The sequence below is a fragment of the Rummeliibacillus sp. TYF005 genome (genome assembly GCF_003844195.1).
Taxonomy (GTDB): domain Bacteria; phylum Bacillota; class Bacilli; order Bacillales_A; family Planococcaceae; genus Rummeliibacillus.
The window spans coordinates 15,738-32,662 of sequence record NZ_ML122543.1 but is presented as its reverse complement, the minus strand read 5'-3'; the positions used below and the strand labels follow the sequence as shown (position 1 = coordinate 32,662).

The 16,925-nt window shown below is 39.1% G+C and carries 24 protein-coding genes; all 24 read left to right on the top strand.

Annotated elements, in window-relative coordinates:
• Positions 1-52 precede the first annotated feature (52 nt).
• Positions 53-3,652, top strand: a complete 3,600-nt coding sequence (gene rpoC, locus CW357_RS03835) for a DNA-directed RNA polymerase subunit beta' (protein WP_124217383.1) — start codon at positions 53-55, stop codon at positions 3,650-3,652.
• A gap of 134 nt (positions 3,653-3,786) precedes the next feature.
• The gene (locus CW357_RS03830) at positions 3,787-4,038 is read left to right on the top strand and encodes a 50S ribosomal protein L7ae-like protein (protein ID WP_124217381.1); all 252 of its coding nucleotides are present in this window, start codon (positions 3,787-3,789) and stop codon (positions 4,036-4,038) included.
• Between the two features lie 96 nt (positions 4,039-4,134).
• On the top strand, positions 4,135-4,554 hold the full coding sequence (gene rpsL / locus CW357_RS03825) for a 30S ribosomal protein S12 (RefSeq protein ID WP_102693539.1): 420 nt from the start codon (positions 4,135-4,137) through the stop codon (positions 4,552-4,554).
• Between the two features lie 35 nt (positions 4,555-4,589).
• A complete protein-coding gene (gene rpsG, locus CW357_RS03820) occupies positions 4,590-5,060 on the top strand; it encodes a 30S ribosomal protein S7 (RefSeq protein ID WP_119415303.1) in 471 nt (156 codons plus the stop codon).
• 42 nt (positions 5,061-5,102) lie between these two features.
• The gene (gene fusA, locus CW357_RS03815) at positions 5,103-7,184 is read left to right on the top strand and encodes an elongation factor G (RefSeq protein ID WP_119415302.1); all 2,082 of its coding nucleotides are present in this window, start codon (positions 5,103-5,105) and stop codon (positions 7,182-7,184) included.
• Between the two features lie 143 nt (positions 7,185-7,327).
• Positions 7,328-8,515 carry an elongation factor Tu gene (tuf, locus tag CW357_RS03810; protein WP_119415301.1) on the top strand — a complete coding sequence of 396 codons (1,188 nt, stop codon included), beginning with the start codon at positions 7,328-7,330 and terminating at the stop codon, positions 8,513-8,515.
• 414 nt (positions 8,516-8,929) lie between these two features.
• A complete protein-coding gene (gene rpsJ / locus CW357_RS03800) occupies positions 8,930-9,238 on the top strand; it encodes a 30S ribosomal protein S10 (RefSeq protein WP_119415300.1) in 309 nt (102 codons plus the stop codon).
• Between the two features lie 45 nt (positions 9,239-9,283).
• Positions 9,284-9,913, top strand: coding sequence for a 50S ribosomal protein L3 (gene rplC, locus CW357_RS03795; RefSeq protein WP_124217379.1), 630 nt, complete (start codon positions 9,284-9,286; stop codon positions 9,911-9,913).
• A 26-nt stretch (positions 9,914-9,939) separates the two neighbouring features.
• Positions 9,940-10,563, top strand: a complete 624-nt coding sequence (gene rplD, locus CW357_RS03790) for a 50S ribosomal protein L4 (protein WP_119415298.1) — start codon at positions 9,940-9,942, stop codon at positions 10,561-10,563.
• Complete coding sequence (rplW, locus tag CW357_RS03785) at positions 10,563-10,841, top strand: 50S ribosomal protein L23 (RefSeq protein ID WP_102693545.1); 279 nt, start codon at positions 10,563-10,565, stop codon at positions 10,839-10,841. Before rplD ends, rplW begins: the two co-directional genes overlap by 1 nt.
• A 40-nt stretch (positions 10,842-10,881) precedes the next feature.
• Positions 10,882-11,712, top strand: a complete 831-nt coding sequence (rplB, locus tag CW357_RS03780) for a 50S ribosomal protein L2 (RefSeq protein ID WP_119415297.1) — start codon at positions 10,882-10,884, stop codon at positions 11,710-11,712.
• 60 nt (positions 11,713-11,772) lie between these two features.
• Positions 11,773-12,054 (top strand): 30S ribosomal protein S19, encoded by a 282-nt coding sequence (gene rpsS, locus CW357_RS03775; protein ID WP_102693547.1) that lies wholly within the window; start codon positions 11,773-11,775, stop codon positions 12,052-12,054.
• 21 nt (positions 12,055-12,075) lie between these two features.
• On the top strand, positions 12,076-12,420 hold the full coding sequence (rplV, locus tag CW357_RS03770) for a 50S ribosomal protein L22 (RefSeq protein ID WP_124217378.1): 345 nt from the start codon (positions 12,076-12,078) through the stop codon (positions 12,418-12,420).
• A gap of 3 nt (positions 12,421-12,423) precedes the next feature.
• Positions 12,424-13,080, top strand: a complete 657-nt coding sequence (gene rpsC / locus CW357_RS03765; protein WP_119415295.1) for a 30S ribosomal protein S3 — start codon at positions 12,424-12,426, stop codon at positions 13,078-13,080.
• A gap of 1 nt (position 13,081) precedes the next feature.
• Positions 13,082-13,516: a 50S ribosomal protein L16 gene (gene rplP / locus CW357_RS03760; protein WP_124217377.1), complete on the top strand. Its 435-nt coding sequence runs from the start codon at positions 13,082-13,084 to the stop codon at positions 13,514-13,516.
• A complete protein-coding gene (rpmC, locus tag CW357_RS03755; RefSeq protein WP_066790908.1) occupies positions 13,506-13,706 on the top strand; it encodes a 50S ribosomal protein L29 in 201 nt (66 codons plus the stop codon). Before rplP ends, rpmC begins: the two co-directional genes overlap by 11 nt.
• A 20-nt stretch (positions 13,707-13,726) precedes the next feature.
• Entirely contained in the window at positions 13,727-13,990 is a 264-nt protein-coding gene (gene rpsQ / locus CW357_RS03750) for a 30S ribosomal protein S17 (protein ID WP_119415293.1), read from the top strand.
• 39 nt (positions 13,991-14,029) lie between these two features.
• Positions 14,030-14,398 carry a 50S ribosomal protein L14 gene (rplN, locus tag CW357_RS03745; protein ID WP_066790904.1) on the top strand — a complete coding sequence of 123 codons (369 nt, stop codon included), beginning with the start codon at positions 14,030-14,032 and terminating at the stop codon, positions 14,396-14,398.
• A 35-nt stretch (positions 14,399-14,433) separates the two neighbouring features.
• Positions 14,434-14,745, top strand: a complete 312-nt coding sequence (rplX, locus tag CW357_RS03740; RefSeq protein ID WP_102693554.1) for a 50S ribosomal protein L24 — start codon at positions 14,434-14,436, stop codon at positions 14,743-14,745.
• 26 nt (positions 14,746-14,771) lie between these two features.
• Positions 14,772-15,311: a 50S ribosomal protein L5 gene (gene rplE, locus CW357_RS03735; protein ID WP_124217376.1), complete on the top strand. Its 540-nt coding sequence runs from the start codon at positions 14,772-14,774 to the stop codon at positions 15,309-15,311.
• 17 nt (positions 15,312-15,328) lie between these two features.
• Entirely contained in the window at positions 15,329-15,514 is a 186-nt protein-coding gene (locus tag CW357_RS03730; RefSeq protein ID WP_119415291.1) for a type Z 30S ribosomal protein S14, read from the top strand.
• Positions 15,515-15,544: 30 nt separating this feature from the next.
• A complete protein-coding gene (rpsH, locus tag CW357_RS03725; protein ID WP_119415290.1) occupies positions 15,545-15,943 on the top strand; it encodes a 30S ribosomal protein S8 in 399 nt (132 codons plus the stop codon).
• A 32-nt stretch (positions 15,944-15,975) separates the two neighbouring features.
• Positions 15,976-16,515: a 50S ribosomal protein L6 gene (rplF, locus tag CW357_RS03720; RefSeq protein ID WP_119415289.1), complete on the top strand. Its 540-nt coding sequence runs from the start codon at positions 15,976-15,978 to the stop codon at positions 16,513-16,515.
• Positions 16,516-16,548: 33 nt separating this feature from the next.
• The gene (gene rplR, locus CW357_RS03715) at positions 16,549-16,908 is read left to right on the top strand and encodes a 50S ribosomal protein L18 (RefSeq protein ID WP_102693558.1); all 360 of its coding nucleotides are present in this window, start codon (positions 16,549-16,551) and stop codon (positions 16,906-16,908) included.
• The last annotated feature ends 17 nt before the right edge of the window (positions 16,909-16,925 follow it).

Here is a 16,925-nt window from a genome sequence, read left to right as displayed (position 1 = left end):
GTCGAGCTAAGAAAAGTCATTAAAGACTTCAGAATAAAGGGAGGTAGGCTCCTTGATAGACGTTAATAATTTTGAGTACATGAAAATAGGTTTAGCTTCACCTGATAAAATTCGCTCATGGTCTTATGGAGAAGTCAAGAAACCAGAAACTATTAACTATCGTACACTTAAACCAGAAAAAGACGGTTTGTTCTGTGAACGTATTTTCGGACCTACAAAGGACTGGGAATGTCACTGTGGTAAATACAAACGCGTACGTTATAAAGGCGTAGTTTGTGACCGTTGTGGTGTAGAAGTAACACGTGCAAAAGTACGTCGTGAACGTATGGGGCACATTGAATTAGCTGCTCCAGTTTCACATATTTGGTACTTTAAAGGTATCCCAAGTCGTATGGGTCTTATTTTGGATATGTCACCTCGTGCACTTGAAGAAGTTATTTACTTTGCTTCTTATGTAGTAATCGATCCAGCTGACACTCCACTTGAGAAAAAACAATTGCTTACTGAAAAAGAATACCGTGCATATCGCGAAAAATACGGCAAAACTTTTGATGCAGCAATGGGTGCAGAAGCCATTAAACAACTACTTCAAGAAATTGATCTTGATAAAGAATCAGAAGCTCTTAAAGAAGAACTTAAAACTGCACAAGGCCAACGCCGTACACGTGCTATTAAACGATTAGAAGTTGTTGAATCATTCCACCACTCAGGCAACCGTCCTGAATGGATGATCTTAGATGTACTACCTGTAATTCCTCCAGAATTACGTCCAATGGTACAACTAGATGGTGGTCGTTTCGCAACATCTGATTTAAACGATTTATATCGCCGTGTTATTAACCGTAATAACCGTTTAAAACGTCTTCTTGATCTTGGTGCTCCTGGAATCATCGTTCAAAACGAAAAACGTATGCTTCAAGAAGCGGTAGATGCTTTAATCGATAATGGTCGTCGTGGCCGTCCAGTTACTGGTCCTGGTAACCGCCCATTAAAATCTCTTTCTCATATGTTAAAAGGTAAACAAGGTCGTTTCCGTCAAAACTTACTTGGTAAACGTGTTGACTACTCTGGTCGTTCTGTTATCGTAGTAGGTCCATACTTAAAAATGTACCAATGTGGTCTTCCAAAAGGTATGGCAATCGAATTGTTTAAACCTTTTGTTATGAAAGAACTTGTTGAACGCGGTTTAGCACATAATATTAAATCTGCAAAACGTAAAATTGAACGTATGCACCCAGAAGTATGGGATGTCCTAGAAGATATCATCAAAGAACATCCAGTATTACTTAACCGTGCACCGACTCTTCACAGACTAGGTATCCAAGCGTTCGAACCAACTCTAGTTGAAGGGAAAGCAATTCGTCTTCACCCATTAGTATGTACAGCATATAACGCTGACTTCGATGGTGACCAAATGGCGGTTCACGTTCCACTATCAGCAGAAGCACAAGCAGAAGCACGTTTGTTAATGCTTGCAGCACAAAACATCTTGAATCCTAAAGATGGTAAACCAGTTGTAACACCTTCTCAAGATATGGTATTAGGTAACTACTACTTAACACTAGAACGTCAAGGTGCTGTCGGCGAAGGTACAATCTTCTACGGACCAGATGAATTGAATGTCGCTTATCAAAACCATGAAGTACATTTGCATACTCGTATTGCAATCAAAGCTTCATCTTTGCATAACAAAACATTCACAGAAGAACAAAATAATATGTTGTTGATTACAACTGTAGGTAAAGTTATTTTCAACGAAATTCTTGATGATGCTTTCCCATACATCAATGAACCAACAACTTCAAACTTACAAGATGGAACACCGGCTAAATACTTTGTTCCTACAACAACTAATGTTAAAGAACATTTAAAAACGCAAGAACTTATTAAACCATTCACGAAAAAATACCTTGGTAAGATTATTGCTGAAGTATTTGCTCGTTATCACATTACTGAAACATCTAAAATGCTTGACCGTCTTAAAGACCTTGGTTTCAAATTCTCTACTAAAGCTGGTATTTCAATCGGTATCTCAGATATCATCGTATTACCAGGTAAACAAGAAATTTTACACCATGCTCAAGAACAAGTAGATAAAGTAATGAAACAATTCCGTCGTGGTTTAATAACTGAAGAAGAACGTTACGATCGAGTAATTTCATTCTGGAGTGCTGCAAAAGATGAAATCCAATCTAAATTGATGGACTCACTTCCAGCAGATAACCCAATCTTCATGATGAGTGACTCTGGTGCCCGTGGTAACGCATCTAACTTCACTCAACTTGCTGGTATGCGTGGTCTGATGGCCAACCCAGCTGGTCGTATTATTGAACTTCCAATCAAATCTTCATTCCGTGAAGGTTTAACAGTATTGGAATACTTCATCTCAACTCATGGTGCTCGTAAAGGTCTTGCCGATACAGCACTTAAAACAGCCGATTCAGGTTACCTTACTCGTCGTCTAGTAGACGTTGCACAAGATGTAATTGTCCGTGAAGATGATTGTGGTACTGACCGTGGTTTAGCTATTACTTCTTTAAAAGAAGGAACAGAAATTATTGAAACATTAGAAGAACGTGTTACAGGACGTTATGCTAAGAAAACAATCCGTCACCCAGAAACAAACGAAGTACTTGTAGCTAAAGATGAATTGATCACACCAGAATTAGCTCGTCAAATTGCCGAAGCTGGTATTGAAGAAGTGACAATTCGATCTGCATATACATGTAATACAAAACATGGTGTATGTAAAAAATGTTATGGTATGAACTTAGCAACTGGTGACAAAGTTGAAGTGGGTGAAGCAGTTGGTATCATCGCTGCTCAATCTATTGGTGAACCAGGTACACAATTAACAATGCGTACATTCCACCAAGGTGGTGTAGCAGGTGCCGATATCACACAAGGTCTTCCACGTATCCAAGAAATTTTTGAAGCACGTAACCCTAAAGGTCAAGCAGTTATTACTGAAATCGCTGGGGTTGTAACTGATATTGAAGAAGTTCGCGAAGGACAAAAAGAAATTACAGTTACAGGAGCAGTAGAAGCACGTAAATACTTAGCTCCATACAATGCGCGATTAAAAGTACAAGTTAACGATCAAGTGAAACATGGTCAAATTCTTACAGAAGGTTCTATCGATCCTAAAGAATTGTTGAAAGTGACAGATGTTTCTACTGTAGAAGAATATCTACTAAAAGAAGTTCAAAAAGTATACCGTATGCAAGGGGTAGAAATTGGAGATAAACACGTTGAAGTAATGGTTCGTCAAATGCTTCGTAAAGTACGTGTTATTGAAGCTGGGGAAACTGAATTACTTCCAGGTACATTACTAGACATTCACCAATTCTCTGAAGCGAATGCAGAAGCTGTACATGAAGGTAAAATTCCTGCAACATGTCGCCCAGTTATCCTAGGTATTACAAAAGCTTCTCTTGAAACAGAATCATTCTTATCTGCTGCATCATTCCAAGAAACAACTCGTGTCTTAACTGATGCTGCTATTAAAGGTAAACGAGATGAATTACTTGGTCTTAAAGAAAATGTTATCTTAGGTAAACTTGTTCCAGCTGGTACAGGTATGCAACGCTATCGTCAAATTGAAATTGCCGAAAGCGAAGAAAAAGCTGAGGAAACACTTGCTGCTGAGTAATTTTTAAAGAAATCCAAGGAGAAGATATAATCTTCTCCTTGAGATTTTTATTTAATTCATTGACAATATTGTCGATGGATGATACTATATGTAAGGTTGATAGTTGATTGTCTATCATTTCGGAGGATATGAAAATGTCTTATGAAAAAGTCAAACAGGCTAAAAAAACAATCGTTGGCATTAAACAAACAGTTAAAGCATTACAAACTGGTCATGTTACTGAAGTTTTCGTTGCTCTAGATGCAGACGTTCGAATGACCAAGCGCGCGGTGCTATTAGCACAAAATAAAGGTATTCCCGTTGTATTAGTAGACTCGAAAAGAGAACTTGGTAGAGCCTGCAAAATTCAAGTAGGCGCTGCAGTTTGTGCGATTACTGAATGGTAGTTTTTGCGATGATCACGCAAAGACTTTGTTTTTTGTCTTAAAATGAACCACCTGGATGTGTGGATTTAACAAACATTATGAAGGGAGGAAAAATCGATGCCTACAATTAACCAATTAGTACGTAAGCCTCGTCAATCCAAAAGTAAAAAATCAAAATCACCAGCATTGAACAAAAGCTATAACAGCTTTGCAAAATCATTGACTGATGTTAACTCACCACAAAAACGTGGTGTTTGTACACGTGTTGGTACAATGACTCCAAAAAAACCAAACTCAGCGTTACGTAAATACGCTCGTGTACGTTTAACTAACCAAATCGAGGTTAATGCTTACATTCCTGGTGAAGGCCATAACCTACAAGAACACAGTGTTGTTCTTATTCGTGGCGGTCGTGTAAAGGATTTACCAGGGGTACGTTATCACGTTGTACGTGGTGCATTAGATACTGCTGCTGTAAACGGTCGTATGCAATCTCGTTCTCTATATGGTGCTAAAAAACCAAAAGAAAAAAAATAATGTAAATTAGCTTTTTGCTGAAAGGAGGAAAACAAATGCCTCGTAAAGGTCCTGTTTCCAAACGTGACGTGTTACCAGATCCAATTTATAATTCAAAACTAGTAACTCGCTTAATCAATAAAATGATGGTAGATGGTAAAAAAGGTACTTCAGAAAAAATCTTATACGGAGCTTTCGAATTAGTAAAAGAACGCTCAGGTAAAGATCCTCTAGAAGTATTCGATGCTGCATTAAACAATGTAATGCCTGTTCTTGAAGTTCGTGCTCGCCGTGTAGGTGGTGCTAACTATCAAGTACCAGTAGAAGTACGCCCTGATCGTCGTACAACTCTTGGTCTTCGTTACCTAGTAAACTACTCTCGCCTTCGTGGTGAAAAAACAATGGAAGAACGTCTAGCTAACGAAATTCTAGATGCTTCTAACAACACTGGTGCATCAGTTAAAAAACGCGAAGATATGCACAAAATGGCAGAAGCGAACAAAGCATTCGCTCACTACCGTTGGTAATCGCGATTTAATCTTAATCCATTATGGAAGGAGAAATACAGCATGACTAGAGAGTTCTCCCTTGAGAATACTCGTAATATCGGAATCATGGCTCACATTGATGCTGGTAAAACAACAACAACTGAGCGTATCCTTTATTACACTGGTAAGATTCACAAAATCGGTGAAACTCATGAAGGTGCTTCTCAAATGGACTGGATGGAGCAAGAACAAGAACGTGGTATCACTATCACTTCTGCTGCTACAACAGCTCAATGGAAAGGTCACCGAGTTAACATCATCGACACACCAGGACACGTAGACTTCACAGTTGAAGTTGAACGTTCTCTTCGTGTACTTGATGGTGCTGTGACTGTACTTGATGCACAATCAGGTGTAGAACCACAAACCGAAACTGTATGGCGTCAAGCTACAACTTACGGCGTACCTCGTATCGTATTCATCAATAAAATGGATAAAATCGGTGCTGACTTCTTATATTCTGTAAAAACTTTACACGAACGTTTAGAAGCTAACGCTCACCCAATCCAATTACCAATCGGTGCTGAAGATGAATTCCATGCAATCATTGACCTTGTAGAAATGAACGCTACATTCTACAAAGAAGGCGATGACGGTTCAAACGCTGAAGTTAAAGAAATTCCAGAAGAATACAAAGCACAAGCAGAAGAATATCACGAAAAATTAATCGAAGCTGTAGCTGAATTAGATGAAGATCTAATGGAAAAATACTTCGCTGGTGAAGAAATCACTAAAGAAGAATTAAAAGCTGCAATTCGTAAAGCAACTTTAAACGTTGAATTCTACCCTGTAACTTGTGGTACTGCATTCAAAAACAAAGGTGTTCAATTAATGCTAGATGCAGTAATTGATTACCTACCAGCTCCAACAGACGTTGCTTCTATTAAAGGTACATCTGTTGATGGCGAAGAAGAAATCGTGCGTCATTCATCTGATGAAGAACCATTCTCTGCACTAGCATTCAAAGTTATGACTGACCCTTATGTTGGTAAATTAACTTTCTTCCGTGTATACTCTGGTGTTCTTGAATCAGGTTCATACGTACAAAACTCTACAAAAGGGAAACGTGAACGTGTAGGTCGTATCCTACAAATGCACGCTAACTCTCGTTCAGAAATCCAAGAAGTATATGCTGGGGACATTGCAGCTGCTGTAGGTCTTAAAGCAACTACTACTGGTGATACTCTATGTGATGAAAATAACTTAGTTATTCTTGAATCAATGGAATTCCCTGAACCAGTTATTTCACTTTCTGTAGAACCTAAATCTAAAGCAGACCAAGATAAAATGGGTCAAGCTTTACAAAAACTACAAGAAGAAGACCCAACATTCCGTGCTCACACTGACACAGAAACAGGCCAAACAATTATCTCTGGTATGGGTGAACTTCACTTAGATATCATCGTTGATCGTATGAAACGTGAGTTCCACGTTGAAGCTAACGTAGGTGCTCCTCAAGTATCTTACCGTGAAACTTTCCGTACTGGAGCTCAAGTTGAAGGTAAATTCGTACGTCAATCAGGTGGTCGTGGTCAATACGGTCACGTTTGGATCGAATTCGAACCAAACGAAGAAGGTAAAGGCTTCGAATTTGAAAATGCTATCGTCGGTGGTGTAGTACCTCGTGAATACATTCCAGCAGTAGAAGCAGGTCTTAAAGACTCTCTACAAAATGGTGTACTTGCAGGCTTCCCATTAATCGATATTAAAGCAAAATTATTCGATGGTTCTTACCATGATGTCGATTCAAATGAAATGGCATTCAAAGTTGCTGCTTCAATGGCACTTAAAAACGCAGTTTCTAAATGTAATCCAGTTCTATTAGAACCAATTATGAAAGTAGAAGTTGTAATGCCAGAAGAATATCTTGGCGATATTATGGGTAACATTACTTCTCGCCGTGGTCGCGTAGAAGGTATGGAAGCTCGCGGTAACGCTCAAGTTGTTCGTGCAATGGTTCCACTTGCTGAAATGTTTGGTTATGCAACAACTTTACGTTCAGCTACACAAGGTCGCGGTACATTCTCAATGGTATTTGACCATTATGAAGAAGTTCCAAAATCTATTAGTGAAGAAATCATTAAACAAAACAAAGGTGAATAATATTAAATTTTTTAATTGAAATTTACCTAACTATCAAGTATAAATAACATGTAAGCTATGACATCTTCAGGAAGTAGGGCCCTGCTTCTTAAAGGTGCATAACTATAAACTAAAACTTAAAACGCTGAGGAGGCAATTTTAAAATGGCTAAAGAAAAATTCGACCGTTCTAAAACACATGCTAACATTGGTACAATCGGACACGTTGACCATGGTAAAACAACTTTAACAGCTGCAATCGCTACTGTTCTTTCTAAAAAACAAGGCGGAGAAGCTAAATCATACGCTGATATCGATAACGCTCCAGAAGAAAAAGAACGCGGTATCACTATCAACACTTCTCACATCGAATATGAAACTGACACTCGTCACTACGCTCACGTTGACTGCCCAGGACACGCTGACTATGTTAAAAACATGATCACTGGTGCTGCACAAATGGACGGCGCTATCCTTGTAGTATCTGCTGCTGATGGCCCAATGCCACAAACTCGTGAACACATCCTATTATCTAAAAACGTTGGTGTACCTTACATCGTAGTATTCTTAAACAAATGCGATATGGTAGACGACGAAGAATTACTTGAATTAGTAGAAATGGAAGTACGTGACTTACTATCTGAATACGACTTCCCTGGCGACGATGTTCCTGTAATCAAAGGTTCTGCTCTTAAAGCTCTTGAAGGTGAAGCAGAATGGGAAGAAAAAATCGTTGAATTAATGGACGCTGTAGACTCTTACATCCCAACTCCAGAACGTCAAACTGACAAACCATTCATGATGCCAGTCGAAGACGTATTCTCTATCACTGGTCGTGGTACAGTTGCAACTGGTCGTGTAGAACGCGGTCAATTAAAAGTTGGTGACGTTGTTGATATCGTAGGTATCGCTGAAGAAACTAAACAAACAACTGTAACTGGTGTTGAAATGTTCCGTAAATTATTAGACTATGCTGAAGCAGGCGATAACATCGGTGCTTTACTACGTGGTGTTGCTCGTGAAGATATCCAACGTGGACAAGTATTAGCTAAACCAGGTACAATCACTCCACATACTAAATTTACTGCTGAAGTTTATGTATTATCAAAAGAAGAAGGTGGCCGTCATACTCCATTCTTCTCTAACTACCGCCCACAATTCTATTTCCGTACAACTGATGTAACTGGTGTAATCACTTTACCAGAAGGTACTGAAATGGTAATGCCTGGCGATAACACTAAAATGAACATCGAATTGATCCACCCAATCGCTATCGAAGACGGTACTCGTTTCTCAATCCGTGAAGGTGGCCGTACAGTAGGTTCAGGTGTAGTATCAAGCATCGAAAAATAATTATTGATAATAATTTAATTATCAATTTTCTAAAAGCCATTCCGAGTGCACACGGGATGGCTTTTTTGCTTAAAAAAGTTTTATAACGCTATAAGAAACTTAATTGGATAAAAGAATTCCTTTAATTAACAAGAAAATAAAAGACCAAATTGATTGTAAAAAACGAAAAAATCTAATATACTGTAGAACGTTGAAAAGAGAAGCTTTAATAAGAGCAAAGAAAATAACCAACATTATAAAGTATTTAGTGAAATTACTTGCTAAATCTATAGATTGCATGTATAATAATTACTGTTGGTCTTTGACTGCGATGAAGCGGGAGGTTGCCGGCACACCCGGCCGCATTGCCATGGCGAGCGTGCGGGAAATTTCCGTGGAGAATGTCTAGGAAATAGGCGAAAGGGAGGGAAAATAATGGCAAAGCAAAAAATTCGTATTCGTTTAAAAGCATATGATCACAAGATTCTTGATCAATCCGCTGAAAAAATTGTGGAAACTGCTAAACGTTCAGGTGCAAGCGTATCAGGTCCGATACCACTTCCAACTGAAAAATCTGTTTACACTATTCTTCGTGCGGTTCATAAGTACAAAGATTCTCGTGAACAATTTGAAATGCGCACACATAAACGTCTAATTGATATCGTTAACCCAACACCACAAACTGTTGATGCGTTAATGAAATTAGATTTACCATCAGGCGTTGATATCGAAATCAAACTATAATGGTAAAGTAAAATAAAATTATAAAATCCACAGGAGGTGTGACGAATGACCAAAGGAATCTTAGGTAGAAAAATCGGTATGACGCAAGTTTTTGCTGAGAATGGTGATTTGATCCCTGTAACTGTTGTTGAAGCTGCTCCAAACGTAGTACTTCAAAAGAAAACAGTTGAAACAGACGGCTACGAAGCAATCCAAATCGGTTTCGACGATAAACGTGAAAAACTTTCAAACAAACCTGAAAAAGGACATGTAGCAAAAGCAAACACTACTCCTAAGCGCTTCATCCGCGAAATTCGCGATGTAAACTTAGCTGAGTACGAAATTGGTCAAGAAGTCAAAGTTGAAATTTTCGCAGAAGGCGATGTAGTAGATGTAACAGGTGTTACTAAAGGTAAAGGTTTCCAAGGTGTTATCAAACGCCACGGACAATCTCGTGGTCCTATGGCCCACGGTTCTCGTTACCACCGTCGTCCTGGTTCAATGGGTCCAGTTGCTCCGAACCGCGTATTTAAACAAAAAAAATTACCTGGTCAAATGGGTGGCAATACAGTAACAATTCAAAACTTAACTGTTGTTAAAGTTGATGCTGAACGTAACTTGCTTCTTATTAAAGGTAATGTTCCTGGTTCTCGTAAAGCATTAGTAACAGTTAAATCTGCTACTAAAGCTAACTAATTATCCGAAGAAAGGAGGAAACAGGAATGACAAAAGTTAACGTGCTTAGTCAAACAGGTTCTTCTGTAGGTGAAATCGAATTAAACGATGCGATCTTCGGAATTGAACCAAATCAATCAGTATTATTTGACGCTGTAATCGCTCAACGCGCTTCATTACGTCAAGGTACACATAAAGTTAAAAATCGTTCAGAAGTTGCTGGTGGTGGTCGTAAACCATGGCGTCAAAAAGGTACAGGTCGTGCTCGTCAAGGTTCTATCCGTTCTCCACAATGGCGTGGCGGTGGTACTGTATTCGGTCCTACACCTCGTAGCTACAGCTACAAACTTCCTAAAAAAGTTCGTCGCCTAGCTCTTAAATCAGCATTATCTTCTAAAGTTGCTGAAACAAACTTTGTAGTTTTAGATGCTCTTAAACTAGATGCACCAAAAACAAAAGATTTCGTAAAAGTTCTTTCTGATCTTTCTATCGAATCTAAATCATTATTCGTAACTGCTGACCTTGATGAAAACGTAGCATTATCTGCTCGTAACATCCCAGGTGTAACAGTTTTAACTGCTGCTGGAATCAACGTACTTGATCTTGTAGGTCATGATAAAGTTGTATTCACTCAAGCTGCTGTACAAAAAATTGAGGAGGTGCTTGGTTAATGGAAGCACGTGAAGTTTTAAAACGTCCTGTCATTACTGAGCGTTCTTCAGAACAAATGGCAGAAAACAAATATACTTTTGAAGTTGACACTCGTGCCAACAAAACAGAAGTAAAAGACGCAGTTGAAGAAATCTTTGGCGTGAAAGTTGAAAAAGTCAACATCATGAACTACAAAGGTAAATTCAAACGTGTCGGTAAATTCGGTGGTTACACAAACAAACGTCGTAAAGCTATTGTAAAATTAGCTGAAGGCGAAATCGAATTATTCGAAATGTAATGATCGTTCAACTTGAACAATAAAGAAGGAGGGAACACAAATGGCGATTAAAAAGTATAAGCCTACCTCAAATGGTCGTCGTAATATGACATCATCTGACTTTGCTGAGATTACTACTAACAAACCTGAAAAATCATTGTTAGAATCTACAAAACGCAAAGCTGGTCGTAATAACCAAGGTAAAATCACTGTTCGTCATAATGGTGGTGGCCACAAACGTCAATACCGTGTCATCGATTTCAAACGTTTGAAAGATGGCGTTGAAGGACGCGTTGCTACTATCGAGTATGATCCAAACCGATCTGCAAACATCGCATTAATTAACTATGCTGATGGTGAAAAACGTTACATCCTAGCACCAAAAGGTCTAGAAGTTGGAATGACAATTGTATCTGGTCCAGAAGTTGATATTAAAGTAGGTAACGCCCTACCATTATCAAACATCCCAATGGGTACAACAATCCACAACATTGAAATGAAACCTGGTAAAGGTGGCCAACTAGTTCGTTCTGCTGGTACATCTGCTCAAGTATTAGGTAAAGAAGGTAAATACGTAATCGTTCGTCTTCAATCTGGCGAAGTTCGTATGATCCTAGGTACATGCCGCGCTACTATTGGTGAAGTTGGTAATGAACAACATGAACTTATCCACCTTGGTAAAGCTGGTCGTACTCGCTGGTTAGGTAAACGCCCAACAGTTCGTGGTTCTGTAATGAACCCTAACGATCACCCACATGGTGGTGGTGAAGGTAAAGCTCCAGTAGGACGTAAATCACCAATGACTCCTTGGGGTAAACCAGCACTTGGTTACAAAACTCGTAACAAGAAAAACAAATCCGACAAACTTATCATTCGTCGTCGTAAAAAATAATGTGATTAGACTACGGTTCAATGAAAGAGCCGTGGTGGAATCACGGAGGGAGGTTCCAAAATGGGTCGTAGCTTGAAAAAAGGACCTTTTGTTGATGAACACTTAATGAAAAAAGTGGAAGCTCAACAAGATTCAGAAAAAAAACAAGTGATCAAAACTTGGTCTCGCCGCTCTACAATCTTCCCGAATTTCATCGGTCTAACAATCGCTGTATATGATGGACGTAAACACGTGCCTGTATACGTGACTGAAGATATGGTAGGTCATAAACTAGGCGAATTTGCACCAACTCGTACTTTCAAAGGTCATGGTGCAGATGATAAGAAAACTTCAGTACGCTAATTTGAGGGGAGGTAAATCCTGATGCAACAAGCTAAAGCTATTGCTCGCACAGTTCGAATTGCTCCTCGTAAAGTCCGCTTAGTAGTTGATTTAATCCGAGGCAAGCAAGTTGGCGAAGCAGTTGCGATTTTACGCCATACTCCAAGAGCAGCATCTCCTGTAGTAGAAAAAGTGCTAAAATCTGCAGTCGCTAACGCTGAACACAATTATGATTTAGACGTTAACAACTTAGTAATTTCAGAAGTATTCGTTGACGAAGGTCCAACGATGAAACGTTTCCGTCCACGTGCTCAAGGACGTGCAAGCGCAATTAACAAACGTACAAGCCACATTACAATCGTGGTATCTGAGAAGAAGGAGGGATAATACGTGGGACAAAAAGTACATCCAATAGGATTACGTGTCGGTGTCATTCGTGATTGGGAATCTAGATGGTATGCAGAAAAAGACTATGCTACATTACTTCACGAAGACATTAAAGTTCGTAAATTCATCGAAACTAGTTTAAAAGAAGCATCGGTTTCTAAAGTTGAAATCGAACGTGCTGCAAACAAAATTAACATTACAATTAGCACAGCGAAACCAGGTATGGTTATCGGTAAAGGCGGTACAGAAGTAGAAACACTTCGTAAAAACCTTAACGCTATGACTGGCAAACGCGTACACATCAACATTGTTGAAATCAAACGCGCTGATCTTGACGCTAAATTAGTAGCTGAAAACATTGCTCGTCAATTAGAAAACCGTGTATCATTCCGTCGTGCACAAAAACAAGCAATTCAACGTACAATTCGTGCAGGTGCTCAAGGTATTAAAACTCAAGTATCTGGTCGTCTAGGTGGCGCTGATATCGCTCGTGCTGAACACTACAGCGAAGGAACTGTTCCACTTCATACTCTTCGTGCTGACATTGATTATGCTCATGCAGAAGCTGACACTACTTATGGTAAATTAGGTGTTAAAGTATGGATTTATCGTGGTGAAGTCCTTCCAGTTAAGAAGAACTCTGAGGAAGGAGGCAAATAATATGTTATTGCCAAAACGCGTTAAATATCGTCGTGTACATCGTGGTAAAATGCGTGGTACATCAAAAGGCGGCACTAAAGTATCATTTGGTGAATTTGGTTTACAAGCTCTAGATGCTAGTTGGATCACTAACCGTCAAATCGAAGCTGCTCGTATTGCTATGACTCGTTATACAAAACGTGGCGGTAAAGTTTGGATTAATATCTTCCCACACAAACCATACACTAAAAAGCCTCTTGAAGTACGTATGGGTTCAGGGAAAGGTGCTCCTGAAGGTTGGGTAGCCGTAGTAAAACCAGGTAGAATTATGTTTGAAATCGGCGGCGTTACTGAAGAAGTAGCTCGCGAAGCACTTCGTTTAGCAGCTCATAAATTGCCTGTTAAATGTAAGATTGTTAAACGTGAAGAAATTGGTGGTGAATCTAATGAAAGCTAATGAAATCCGTGAACTTACAACTGCAGAAATCGAAGTAAAAGTAAAATCACTGAAAGAAGAGCTTTTCAACCTTCGCTTCCAATTGGCGACTGGTCAATTAGAAAACACAGCTCGCATTCGTGAAGTACGCAAAGCGATTGCGCGAATGAAAACTGTGATTCGCGAAAGAGAAATCAGTGCAAATAACTGATAAAGAGGAGGTTTGCAAGCATGACTGAGCGTAACCAACGCAAAGTTTACACAGGCCGCGTAGTTTCTGACAAAATGGATAAAACAGTTTCTGTTTTAGTTGAAACTTACAAAAAGCATACGCTTTATGGTAAACGTGTAAAATACTCTAAAAAGTTCAAAGCGCATGATGAAAACAACGTAGCTAAAGTTGGAGATATCGTACGCATCATGGAAACTCGTCCGCTATCAGCTACTAAACGCTTCCGTTTAGTTGAAGTTGTAGAAAAAGCGGTTATTATCTAATATAATTCGGAATAAACAGTCCGAAGGGAGGTAACCTAAGTGATTCAACAAGAAAGTCGTTTGAAAGTTGCCGACAACTCAGGTGCGAAAGAAGTACTAACTATTAAAGTACTTGGTGGTTCTGGACGTAAAACAGCTAACATCGGTGATGTTATTGTTTGTACAGTTAAGAAAGCAACACCAGGTGGCGTTGTCAAGAAAGGCGAAGTAGTTAAAGCTGTTATCGTTCGTACGAAAAGCGGTGTTCGTCGTAAAGACGGTACTTACATCAAATTTGATGAAAACGCATGTGTAATCATTCGTGATGATAAATCACCACGCGGAACACGTATTTTCGGACCAGTTGCACGTGAATTACGTGACAATAGCTTTATGAAAATCGTTTCATTAGCTCCGGAAGTTCTTTAATTACATGAAAGTGCCAATCAAGGAGGTGCGACAGAATGCATGTTAAAAAAGGCGACAAAGTAATGGTTATTACAGGTAAAGATAAAGGCAAAACAGGAGTGATCCTAGCTGCTTTTCCTAAAAAAGATCGCGTTTTAGTTGAAGGTGTTAACATCGTTAAAAAACACGTGAAACCTAACCAACTTAATCCACAAGGTGGAATTGTCAGCCAAGAGGCAGCAATTCACGTTTCGAACGTAATGCTAATTGATCCTAAATCTGGCGAGCCGACTCGCGTAGGTTATAAAGAAGAAAACGGCAAAAAAGTTCGTGTAGCAAAAAAATCAGGTGCAGTAATCGATAAATAAGTTTAAAAGAGAAGGGAGGTACAAACATGAACCGCCTAAAAGAAAAATACGAAAATGAAGTTTCTAAAGCTCTTATGAGCAAATTCGAATACACTTCAACAATGCAAGTACCAAAAGTTGAAAAAATCGTTGTCAACATGGGTGTTGGTGACACTGTTCAAAACTCAAAAGTTCTTGATGCAGCTGTTGAAGAATTAACACTTATCACTGGTCAAAAACCAGTTGTAACTAAAGCTAAAAAATCTATCGCTGGCTTCCGTCTTCGTGAAGGTATGCCAATCGGTGCAAAAGTTACATTACGTGGTGAACGTATGTATGACTTCTTGGACAAATTAATTTCTATTTCTCTTCCTCGTGTACGTGACTTCCACGGTGTTTCTAAAAAAGCATTTGATGGTCGCGGTAACTACACACTTGGTGTGAAAGAACAATTAATCTTCCCTGAAATCGACTATGATAAAGTTTCAAAAGTACGCGGTATGGATATCGTTATCGTTACTACTGCGAACTCAGATGAAGAAGCTCGCGAGTTGTTAACACAATTCGGTATGCCATTCCAAAAATAATATAGGGAGGCGAGAACGTGGCTAAAAAATCAATGATCATAAAACAACAACGTGGTGCAAAGTATAAAGTTCAAGACTATACTCGTTGTGAACGCTGTGGCCGTCCACACTCTGTATACCGCAAATTCAAACTTTGCCGTATTTGTTTCCGTGAACTTGCTTACAAGGGACAAATTCCTGGCGTTAAAAAAGCCAGCTGGTAATCCCCTAATTTGGGAAGGAGGTAAATTTTAATGACTATGACAGATCCAATTGCAGATATGCTTACTCGCATTCGTAATGCAAACATGGTCCGTCACGAAAAATTAGAGCTTCCAGCTTCTAATATTAAAAAAGAGATCGCTGAAATTCTTAAGCGTGAAGGTTTTATTCGTGACGTTGAATATGTTGAAGATGACAAACAAGGTATTATCCGTATCTTCTTAAAATACGGTCAAAATAACGAACGCGTTATCACAGGTTTAAAACGTATTTCTAAACCAGGTTTACGTGTTTATGCAAAAACTGATGAAGTACCTAAAGTATTGAACGGTCTAGGTATCGCTTTAGTATCAACTTCACAAGGTTTATTAACAGACAAAGAAGCTCGCGCTAAAAAAGTTGGCGGCGAAGTTCTAGCATACGTTTGGTAATTAGCAACAATAGAATGGAGGTGCAACATTAAATGTCTCGTATAGGTAAAAAACCGATCGAGGTACCTGCAGGTGTTACAGTATCTATCGATGCTGAAAACGTAGCAACTGTAAAAGGTCCAAAAGGCGAACTAGTTCGTGCTTTTAACAAAGATATTAAAATCGAACAAGAAGGAAATGTTCTTACATTAACACGTCCTTCTGAATCTAAAGAACACCGTACAAACCACGGTACAACTCGTGCTTTGCTTGCTAATATGGTAACTGGTGTTTCTGAAGGCTTTGCTAAATCTCTAGAATTAGTTGGGGTTGGTTATCGTGCTCAATTACAAGGTAAAAAACTTGTATTGAACGTTGGTTACTCTCACCCAGTAGAATTCACAGCTGAAGAAGGCATAGAATTCGAAGTACCTTCAAACACTAAAGTAGTTGTTAAAGGTATCTCTAAAGAAAAAGTTGGAGCTTATGCTTCAAACATTCGTGACGTACGTCCACCAGAACCTTATAAAGGTAAAGGGATTCGTTATGAAGGCGAATATGTTCGTCGTAAAGAAGGTAAAACAGGTAAATAATGCTGCCTAAGCATTAGAAAGGAGTGACCCTTTGTGATTACGAAACAAGATAAAAATCAAGTTCGTAAAAAACGTCATGCTCGCGTACGTGCTAAAATTTCAGGTACTACACAACGTCCACGTTTAAATGTATACCGTTCAAATAAACACATCTACGCTCAAATCATTGACGATACTCAAGGCGTAACACTTGCTTCAGCTTCAACTATGGATAAAGATTTTGAAGGAACTGCAAGCAATGTGGAAGCTGCAACAAAAATTGGTGAAACAATCGCTAAACGTGCTGCGGAAAAAAATATCAAAGCTGTTGTATTTGACCGCGGTGGTTACTTATATCATGGACGCGTAAAAGCTTTAGCTGAAGCTGCTCGCGAAAACGGTTTAGAATTTTAATAAGAAGGAGGTACACT